Source organism: Gemmobacter sp. (genome assembly GCF_046292685.1).
Classification (GTDB): Bacteria; Pseudomonadota; Alphaproteobacteria; order Rhodobacterales; family Rhodobacteraceae; genus Wagnerdoeblera.
Genome location: NZ_JBKBQM010000076.1, coordinates 1 through 9,394, shown reverse-complemented (window position 1 = coordinate 9,394; position 9,394 = coordinate 1). Strand labels below are relative to the sequence as shown.

At 65.8% G+C, this 9,394-nt stretch carries 8 protein-coding genes, 1 tRNA gene and 2 pseudogenes; 9 read left to right on the top strand and 2 right to left on the bottom strand.

Annotated features, from left to right (window positions below; genetic code table 11):
- Positions 1–68 precede the first annotated feature (68 nt).
- Entirely contained in the window at positions 69–1,115 is a 1,047-nt protein-coding gene (queG, locus tag ACK4S2_RS14965; RefSeq protein WP_409626131.1) for a tRNA epoxyqueuosine(34) reductase QueG, read from the top strand.
- Positions 1,116–1,430: 315 nt separating this feature from the next.
- Here the strand turns inward: queG and ACK4S2_RS14960 are convergent.
- Positions 1,431–2,076 (bottom strand): annotated as a pseudogene (locus ACK4S2_RS14960) (transposase); the annotation flags it as partial.
- Between ACK4S2_RS14960 and ACK4S2_RS14955 the strand changes: the two are divergent.
- The 3 genes and pseudogenes from ACK4S2_RS14955 to ACK4S2_RS14945 all read left to right on the top strand — a co-directional run bounded on the left by ACK4S2_RS14955 (position 2,051) and on the right by ACK4S2_RS14945 (position 4,866).
- Positions 2,051–3,055: pseudogene (locus ACK4S2_RS14955) on the top strand (IS256 family transposase). The pseudogenes ACK4S2_RS14960 and ACK4S2_RS14955 overlap by 26 nt on opposite strands.
- 60 nt (positions 3,056–3,115) lie before the next feature.
- The gene (locus ACK4S2_RS14950; protein ID WP_409626128.1) at positions 3,116–3,658 is read left to right on the top strand and encodes a DUF2190 family protein; all 543 of its coding nucleotides are present in this window, start codon (positions 3,116–3,118) and stop codon (positions 3,656–3,658) included.
- A gap of 293 nt (positions 3,659–3,951) precedes the next feature.
- Positions 3,952–4,866, top strand: coding sequence for a tyrosine-type recombinase/integrase (locus ACK4S2_RS14945; RefSeq protein ID WP_409626125.1), 915 nt, complete (start codon positions 3,952–3,954; stop codon positions 4,864–4,866).
- A 66-nt stretch (positions 4,867–4,932) separates the two neighbouring features.
- Here ACK4S2_RS14945 and ACK4S2_RS14940 read toward each other — a convergent pair.
- A tRNA-Tyr gene (locus ACK4S2_RS14940) sits at positions 4,933–5,016 on the bottom strand.
- Positions 5,017–5,135: 119 nt separating this feature from the next.
- On the opposite strand from ACK4S2_RS14940, the gene rlmB reads away from it, so the two are divergent.
- The 5 genes from rlmB to ACK4S2_RS14915 all read left to right on the top strand — a co-directional run bounded on the left by rlmB (position 5,136) and on the right by ACK4S2_RS14915 (position 9,367).
- Positions 5,136–5,912, top strand: coding sequence for a 23S rRNA (guanosine(2251)-2'-O)-methyltransferase RlmB (gene rlmB, locus ACK4S2_RS14935; RefSeq protein WP_409626122.1), 777 nt, complete (start codon positions 5,136–5,138; stop codon positions 5,910–5,912).
- A gap of 158 nt (positions 5,913–6,070) precedes the next feature.
- On the top strand, positions 6,071–6,547 hold the full coding sequence (locus ACK4S2_RS14930; RefSeq protein WP_409626119.1) for a CoA-binding protein: 477 nt from the start codon (positions 6,071–6,073) through the stop codon (positions 6,545–6,547).
- 74 nt (positions 6,548–6,621) lie between these two features.
- On the top strand, positions 6,622–7,272 hold the full coding sequence (locus ACK4S2_RS14925) for a protein-L-isoaspartate O-methyltransferase family protein (protein ID WP_409626116.1): 651 nt from the start codon (positions 6,622–6,624) through the stop codon (positions 7,270–7,272).
- 34 nt (positions 7,273–7,306) lie between these two features.
- On the top strand, positions 7,307–8,695 hold the full coding sequence (locus ACK4S2_RS14920) for a TolC family outer membrane protein (protein WP_409626113.1): 1,389 nt from the start codon (positions 7,307–7,309) through the stop codon (positions 8,693–8,695).
- A gap of 87 nt (positions 8,696–8,782) precedes the next feature.
- Positions 8,783–9,367 carry a hypothetical protein gene (locus ACK4S2_RS14915; protein ID WP_409626111.1) on the top strand — a complete coding sequence of 195 codons (585 nt, stop codon included), beginning with the start codon at positions 8,783–8,785 and terminating at the stop codon, positions 9,365–9,367.
- Positions 9,368–9,394: the final 27 nt, after the last annotated feature.

Sequence of the window (9,394 nt, the reverse complement as noted above, 5' to 3'; positions counted from 1 at the left end):
CCCCCGCCCCAAGGGGGGCGGACCGCCCCCCTTGGGAAACCCCGCAAAAGCCTGGTCAGGATGACGCCATGCGCCAGCTCAAGGACCGTCTGCAGACGCGCGCGCTGGAAGAAGGCTTTGTTGCGATGGGCGTTTGCCGCCCGGACAGCATTCCCGAAGCCGCCGGACGGCTGGCGGATTTTGTCGCCGCAGGCCTGCACGGCCAGATGGGGTGGATGGCCGAACGCATGGCATGGCGCGGCAACCCCGCAGCGCTGTGGCCCGAGGCGCGGTCGGTCGTCATGCTGGCGGAAAGCTATGCCCCCGAATCCGACCCTCTGGCGGTTCTGGCAGAGCGCGACCGGGGCGCCATCAGCGTTTACGCGCAAGGCAAGGACTACCACGACCTGGTCAAGCGGCGCCTGAAGCGGCTGGGGCGCTGGTTGCTGGCGGAGGCGGGGGGCGAGATCAAGGTGTTTGTCGATACGGCCCCGGTGATGGAAAAGCCGCTGGCCCAGGCTGCCGGTCTGGGCTGGCAGGGCAAGCACACCAACCTGCTGGGCCGCGGGTTCGGCAACTGGGTTTTCCTCGGCGCGATCTTTACCACGCTGGACCTGCCGGCGGATGAACCGGAAACCAGCCATTGCGGCAGTTGCACCGCCTGTCTCGACATTTGCCCCACGGGGGCCTTTCCGGCGCCATACCGGCTGGATGCGCGGCGCTGCATTTCTTACCTGACCATCGAACACAAGGGGCCGGTGGATGCCGGGCTGCGCCCCTTGCTGGGCAACAGGATCTATGGCTGCGACGATTGTCTTGCGGTTTGCCCGTGGAACAAGTTCGCGATGGCGGCCCGGGATATCGGCTATCGCCCCTGGGTTGGTGCTCCGCTGCTGGCCGAGCTGGCGGCGCTGGACGACGCGGCCTTCCGTGCGCGGTTTTCCGGCAGCCCGATCAAGCGCGTCGGCCGCGACCGGCTGGTGCGCAACGTGATGTATGCCATCGGCAATTCGGGCCGGGGCGATCTGGCGCAGGTGGCGGCGGCCCGGCTGGCGGATGCCGACGCGGCCGTGGCCGATGCCGCGCGTTGGGCGCTGGAACGGCTGGGGCAGGGCGATGCGCCCGCGCAAGCCTGACAGCCGCTGTCGAGGTGCCTTTCCTGCAGGCTGGTACAGAAACCATCCTTGCCGCATCACGGCCGAAACCGCGACCCGGCACCATGTCGGGAGAAAAGGATGGTGGGCGACCCGATGGTGCGGTTTTCAAGGCTGGTCAAGGCTTTGCAATGTAAACCCTGCTACAAGCGGTTCGTTGAAAATTGCTGAATTTTCGTCCGATCTGTCAAACCCTTCGGGGCCTCGAAAAGAGGAACTGCACTGGATGCTGTTCCGTTGAGTGGTGTAGCGGGCACTGATCGTCACCGTGGTGCTCGGCACGGGCCTGCTTGAGCAGGATGCCGCTGTGGGCAGGCTGATGACGGCACCAACGCCTGTCGGTGCGATGGTTTCCGGCGTCTTGTCGCGGGCACGCCGAATGGTCCATTCATTGTTCTGTTCGAGGAGCAGAGCCCCGACGAGGTGGACGATGGCTTGATCGTTGGGCAGTGAGGCCCGCCTTGCCACCGGTTCGAGGGGCGAGGCCGAACGCCGGCGACGTCGGTGCGGCGCTTGATCTCGCCGTTCAGGTGCTCGATCGGGTTCGTCGAGTACAGCTTGGCCCGGTGTTCCCTGGGAAAGGACATGTCGGCCAGGACGTCGTGTTCGGCCTCGTCCATCAGCCCGGCCAGCCTGGGCACCTTGGGCCGGCTCTGCTCGGCCACGGCGGTGTCCTGGGCAAAGGCGGTGGCGATGAAGGCGGAGACGACGCGCCGCCCTTCCCGGCATGGGCAAGGGCCTTGCGCTGGAAATGGACGCGGCACCGCTGCCAGGGGGCGCTGAGAACCTTCGAGACGGCCGCCTTGATGCCCTCGTGGGCGTCCGAGATCACCAACTTCACGCCCCGCAGTCCCCGAGGAAGCGCCTGAGGGCCAGAACCATCCCCCAGTCGCCGCAACGGGCGTAGCCAGAAGACGGTGACCACCGACAGCGGCAAGGTCATTCTGGACATTCCGCGCGACCGGAACGGCTCTTTCGATCCGCTGCTGATCGCCAGATATCAGCGCCGCTTTACCGAGTTCGACCGCAAGATCGTCAGCCTGTAGGCCCGGGGGATGACGACCCGCGAGATCCAGAGTCATATCGAGGAGATCTCAGGCGTCGAGGCCTCGCCCAGCCTGATTTCGGCGATCACCGACGCGGTCATGGAGGAGGTCACCGCATGGCAGAACCGCCGCTTGGAGCCCTGCTACCCGATCGTCGTCATGGGCGCGATCCGGGTCAATATCCGCAGCGACGGGGCGGTCTCGAACAAGGCGCTCTTCGTGGCCTTGGCGGTTTTGCCGGACGGCACGCGGGATGTTCTGGGCCTGTGGTTCCAGGCCAATGAGGGCGCGAAGTTCTGGGCCAAGATCCTCGGCGACCTGCGAAACTGGGGGGGGCCAGGACATCCTGATCGCCTTCGTGGACGGGCCGAAGGGCTTCCCTCAGGCGATCGAGGCGGCCTTCCCCAGACGCGGGTTCAGACCTGTATCGTCCGTCTGCTGCGCCATTCCATGAACTTCGCCAGTTACAAGAACCGCAAGGCCGTCGCCGCAGCGCTCAGGGCGATCTGCACGGCGGTGGATGCCGACGCGGCCGACCTGGCCCTGTCAGAGTTCGAAGATGGCGATCTGGCCAGGCGGTATCCGGCGATCGCGCCCAGCTGGCGGCGGGTCTGCAACGAGGTCATCCCGTTCCTCGACTACCCGCCCGAGGTGCGCAGGCTGATCTACACCACAAATTCCATTGAGGCCCTGAACTCGAAAATCCGCCGCGCGGTCAGAACCCGGGGCCACTTCCCAACCGACGACGCTGCGGCGAAATTGATCTATCTGGCACTCAATGCTACCTCCACCGAGTGGAAGCGCTCGGTGCGCGAATGGCACGCTGTCAGAAGCCGGCGCGCCATCATGTTCGAAGATCGCTTCCCAATGACGTAGGAAAACGCGTCAGCCACAAAATTCGGCACAGGCCCCAGTCATTCGAACTGGCAGCCGCGCTTGCCTCTCGCGACACCGAAATTCGGCGGATGGGCGGCAATCGCCTGTCCACCTCGATTAACTTCAATTTCAGCAAAGGTCTCTGACCTGGCGAAGAACTTCATTCAGGCAGGCTATACCCTGACCATTCCCGCCCCCGCGGTGGTCACCTCTGGCGGCGTGGTCATCGCGGGCGCGATCATCGGCGTTGCCCAAGGTGACGCGGCTTCCGGCGCATCGGTCGACGCGAAAACCTCTGGCGTCTGGGAACTGCCCAAGGTTGGCGCGGATGTTGCCACCCTGGGCGTGGCGATCTACTGGAACAGCACGTTCAAGCTGGCAACAGTCACGGCGTCCGGAAATACCAAGATCGGCGTTGCCGTGAAAGCGGCTGGGGCCGGTGTTGCCTCGATCAAGGTGCGCCTGTCGGGCTTCTGCGGCGCAACCGATGACCGATGCAGCCCGTTCCCCCGTGATGCAGATGCCAGCCAAGCGCGGCCTCTCTCGCACAGAGGCAGCGGGCTACATCGGCATCGGCACAACCCTGTTCGACAAACTGGTTGAAGCGGGACAGATGCCCCGCCCCAAGCGGATCGGCGTTCGCAATGTCTGGGACAGGTTCGAAGTCGACTTGGCATTCCACCGCGTGTCGACCGACAATTCCGACTGCATCGACGCAGACGCGAACGATTGGGATTGATTGCATGAAACAACTCAGACGACCGCCGAAATACTGCCGGGGGATGATAGACCGCCACGGCAAGCCGCGATGGGATTTCCGCCGCCCCTGCTATGCGCGCCGCGCCCTTCCGGGCCTGCCCTGATTCCCGCACTCCATCGCCGAATATGCCGCCGCCTTGGAAGGCGACAAGGCAGAGATCGGCAAGAAACAGACCCTGCCGGGCAGCATCGCAGCCTTGACTGCCAGCCATTACCGCAGCGCGGATTACAGCGGCATGGCCAACGCCACCAAGCGCGCGGTTCGCAACATCCTCGAACGCTTTCGCGCCGAACATGGGGACAAGCGCGTCGCGCGTCTGGAAAAGCGCCACATTCAGAAGGTCATGGCTGAAAAGGCGGCAACACCAGACGCGGCCAACCGCCCTCTGCGCCTGCTGCGAACGCTGATTGCCCATGCGATTGATCTGGGCTGGCGGCGCGACGATCCGACTGCGGGTTTCAAGAAACTGCGGCACCGCACGGAAGGCTTTGCCACATGGGAAGAGGAACACATTGAAGCGTTTCTTGCGCATCACGAGCCGGGCAGCCGGGCGCATCTGGCGTTCTGTCTGTTGATATCCACGGGGCAGCGGCGGTGCGACGTGGTGCGCATGGGCCGTCAGCATGTGCGGGCGGGCGTCCTGTCGATCGTTCAACAGAAAACCGGAAAGGAAGTCAGTATACCCCTGCACCCGAACTTGCGCGCGGTTCTGGACGCTCGGCCGAAGGACAATCTGACTTTCATCATGTCGGAACGCGGCAAGCCGATGACGCCAGAGGGCTTCACCAACTGGTTTCGAAAGCTGGTGGAAGCTGTCGTCGACGCGGACGGCAAGCGGCTGTTGCCGGATGGCCTTTCCCCGCATGGGTTGCGCAAGGCGTCGTGCCGCAGACTCGCAGAAGCCGGATGCAGCGCGCATGAAATCATGGCGATCAGCGGGCACGAGACGCTTGCCGAAGTCTCTCGCAACACCGTCGCGGCGAACCGAATCCACCTAGCGGAACGTGCCGTCGCGGCGCTGGAAGGAAGGAGGCGGGAACATAAACTGTAAAACCCGCATCGCAGTTTTACAAAACTGCCCCGTAGGGCGTTGATATGATTGGATGAAAAAGAAAGATGGTGGGCGACCCTGGAATCGAACCAGGCATAGGTCTCCCCGGCGGAGTTACAGTCCGCTGCCGCACCTTGCAGCACGTCGCCCACTGGCGGCGGGAATACTCAAGACGCCGGGGGGCGTCAAGGGCAGAAACGCGCATCATGCGCCCCTCTTGCGCCGACGGCGGCAAGCGCGCATCCTGCGGGCCGGTCAGGAGAAACACGATGAAGAAACCCGCCTGGGTGATCGACAAGGAACGCGCCCGGCGCGACGACGCCCGCGAAACCGTCTGGCTGTTCGGGCTGCACGCCGTGCGCGATGCGCTGATGAACCCGGCGCGCGAACGCTTGCGCCTGCTGGTCACCAAGAATGCTGCCGACAAGCTGGCCGAGGCCATTGCCGCCAGCGGCATGACGCCCGAAATGCAGGACCCGCGCAAGTTCGAGGCGCCCATCGACCCCGAGTCGGTGCATCAGGGGGCCGCGCTGGAGGTTCGGCCGCTCGATTGGGGCCGGCCCGAGGATGTGGCGGCCGGCGGCGCGGGGCGGGCGCTGGTCGTGCTGCTGGACCGGGTGACCGACCCGCACAACGTCGGCGCCGTGCTGCGGTCGGCCGAGGTGTTCGGCGCGCGTGCGGTGATTGCGCCGCGCCACCATTCGGCCCCCGAAACCGGTGCTCTGGCCAAGACCGCCTCGGGGGCGCTGGAACGTCAGCCCTACCTGCGGGTGACGAACCTTGCGGAAACCATGATCGCGCTCAAGGGCATGGGCTATCTTCTGCTGGGGCTGGACGGGCAGGCCCCCTTGACGCTGGCGCAAGGGGTGGCGCAGGCGGATGGCCGGCCCATCGGCCTCGTGCTGGGTTCCGAAGGCCCCGGCCTGCGCGAAAAGACCCGCGAAACCTGCGATGCGCTGGTGCGCATTCCTCATGCCGGCGATTTCGGGTCGCTCAACGTGTCGAACGCGGCGGCGGTCGCGCTTTACGAAGTGTCGCGGGGGTAATCACACATGTGTCAGAAGGCTTTTTCGGCGAAAGGTGATACCTATTTACAGCGAGAGGCGCGGATCCGGAACCTCCGCGGCCTGTCACACTGTCCCTCGTTCCGGCACTGGCGCCCGGCGGCAACGCTCGGGCGCCCTTTTCTTGGCCGGGTGCCGCAATGAGCCGGCCCGACGACGCCTTTCTGCGCGAGGTGCTGACCACGACCCGCGTGGTTGCCGTGGTGGGGATTTCGCCCAACCCGGTGCGGCCGAGCTATTACGTCGCGCGGTATCTGGCGCTGAAGGGGTATCGGGTGATTCCGGTCAATCCGGGTCACGCCGGCGAAACCCTGCTGGGCGAAACCGTTGTTGCCGCCTTGCGCGACATTCCGGCCGAGGTGCCGGTGGACATGGTCGACATCTTTCGCCGGTCGGATCAGGTGGTGCCCATCGTGACCGAGGCTTTGGCGCATCTGCCGCAGCTGCGCACGGTCTGGATGCAGATCGGCGTGGAAAACGCCGAGGCGCGCGCCGTGGCCGAGGCCCGCGGGCTGAGGGTCATCGAGAATCTTTGCCCCAAGATGGAATACCAGCGCCTGTTCGGAGAGCTGAGGATGGGCGGTTTCGCCACGGGCATCATCTCGTCTCGACTGTAGGCCGCGCAGCGGTTGCCCCCGCTTGCGCGATGTGGCAAGACACTTGTGGATTCAACAGACTTGAAGGCTCGCCCATGTCGGATTTCGCAGCCCGCCGCGTCATGATGGTCGATACGCAGGTCCGACCCTCGGACGTGACGAAATATCCGGTGATTGCCGCCATGCTTGCCGTTCCGCGGGAAAACTTCGTGCCAGCCGATCTGCGCGAGGCCGCCTATGTCGGCGAAAACCTCATCCTTGCGCCCGGTCGTGTGCTGCTGGAACCGCGCAGCTTTGCCAAGCTGCTCGACGCGCTGGATATTCGCGGCGACGAGCTGGTTCTGGATGTGGGGGCGGGGCTCGGTTACTCTGCGGCGGTGATCGCGCGCATGGCCGAAGCCGTCGTGGCGGTCGAGAGCGAGCCGCTGGCGTCCGAGGCGCAGGCCGCGCTTGCGGCCGAACGGGTCGACAATGTCGCCGTGATCGCGGGCGACCTGGTGGCGGGTTCTGCCCGCCATGCGCCTTTCGACGTGATCGTGGTCGAAGGCGGGGTTGAGGAATTGCCCGAGCCGCTGATGGCGCAGCTCAAGGTGGGCGGGCGCATCGGTGCGCTGTTCATGCAAGGTGCCTTGGGTGTTGTGCGCATCGGCACCAGGACAGCCACCGGAATGGTCTGGCGCGATGCCTTCAACGCCGCCGCGCCGGTTCTGCCGGGATTTGCCCGCAAACGCGCCTTTGCGCTGTGATCGGCCGACCGGCCGCGACCTGAAAGGACGATCCATGACGTTGCGAACGGCAAGAGCGATCCTGGTGGGCGCGCTGGTGGCGCTCGGGGCGGCCGGCAGCCTGCGGGCCGAAACCCTTGGCGATGCGCTGGTTTCGGCCTATCGCAATTCCAACCTGCTGGACCAGAACCGCGCCTTGCTGCGGGCTGCGGACGAAGGCGTGGCAGACGCCGTTTCCGCACTGCGCCCGGTTGTGGATTTCGTGCTGCGGTCGTCCTACGTCTATAACCAGCAGCGCCCCAATATCCTCAACCCCAGCCGCATCAGCGAGGGGATCTCGTTGTCGGTGGGGCTGTCGGCACAGTTGACGCTTTATGATGGCGGGGCCGGCAAGCTGGGCATTGCGGCGGCCAAGGAACAGGTGCTGGCCACCCGGCAGGCGCTGATCGGGGTGGAGCACCAGGTGCTGTTCGGTGCGGTGCAAGCCTACATGCGGCTTCGTCTGTCCGAAGACATCGTGGCCTTGCGTCAAGGCAACGTCCGGGTGCTGACGCGCGAACTGGAAGCGGCGCAGGACCGTTTCGATCTGGGCGAGATCACCCGGACCGATGTGGCGATTGCCGAGGCCCGGCTTGCGGCCTCGCGCGCGCAACTGTCGGCGGCCGAAGGCGATGTGCTGGTGAACCGCGAAACCTACGAACTCGCCATCGGCAAGCGCCCCGGCCGCCTGTCGAACCCGCCGCGCCCGCCGGTGACGGCGCAATCGGTCGACGAGGCCAAGCGAATCGCGCGCAGCCAGCACTTCGCCATCAAGCAGCGCCAGCACGAACTGGCCGCGGCCGAGCTCAACCTGCAACGCGCCGCCGCGCGACTCGGGCCCCGTCTGGTGGGCGAGGCGACGGTGGGCAAGAACGACCTGGGGCTGTCGACCAACGCGGTGACGCTGACCTTGTCGCAGCGGCTCTATCAGGGCGGCGGATTGTCGTCGGTTTACCGCGCAGCACTGGCGCGGCGCGATGCGGCGCGGGCGGCCTTGCAGCAAACGGTGGCCGAAGTCGAGCAGTCGGTGGGCGAGGCATGGGCACAGCGCAGCGTGTCGCGCACCTCGATCGAGGCCACAGACCGCCAGATCGTCGCGGCCCGCACCGCTTATGACGGCGTGCGCGAGGAGGCCAAGCTGGGCGCACGCACCACGCTGGACGTGCTGAATGCGGAACAGGAGCTGCTCGATGCGCAAGCGCAGCGGCTGACCGCGGTGACGAACGAATACATCGCCACCTATGGCCTGCTGGCGGCGATGGGGTATCTGACCGTCGATCACCTCAAGCTCGGCATCGCAACCTATGACGTGACCTCCTATTACAACGCGGTCAAGAATGCCCCGGCCACTTCGGCGCAGGGCAAGCGGCTGGACCGGGTTCTGGAAGCCATCGGCAAGAAGTGATCCGCAACGGGGCCGGCACCGCGGGTCCGGTTGTGCTGCAACGACTTCGCGGCTATGCTTTGGAAAAATCCCGGGGCAGGGCAGAACATGACCGAACGCATCAGCAATGCCGAGATCGAGGATGTGCTTTCCTCGATCCGCCGGTTGGTCTCCGATGATCTGCGTCCGGCCGCGGTTGCTGCGTCGGCCCCCGTCCGCCCCTCTGTGCCACGGCTGGTCCTGACGCCTGCGCTGCGCGTGCACCCCGAGCCCATCCACCCGACGGCCGAGCCTGAACCGGCAGATGATGGCCTGGCCGGCCGCCTGGCAGAACTGGAGGCGCTGATGGCGCGCCAGAACCAGGATTTCGAGGATGAAGCCCCCGCGCCGGGCGACCTGCGGCCCGGGTTCGATCCTCTGCCCGAAGACGACTCCGCCGCCGAAGCCCCATTCATCGGCGACGACACCGACGGCGACGATCCGGCGCAACTGGCCTGGACCGAGCCCGCAGCCAAGGCGCAAGAGCCTATGCCTGCCGATGCCTGGTCGGACGAAGCGCTGCTGCGCGAACTGATCCGCGATGTGCTGCGCGAAGAACTGCAAGGCCCGATGGGCGAGCGTGTGACCCGGAACCTGCGCAAGATGGTGCGTTCGGAAATAGCGCGTGCCCTGACCGCCCGCGGAATAGCCTGACCCGCAAAACGAAAGCGCGCCGGGCGG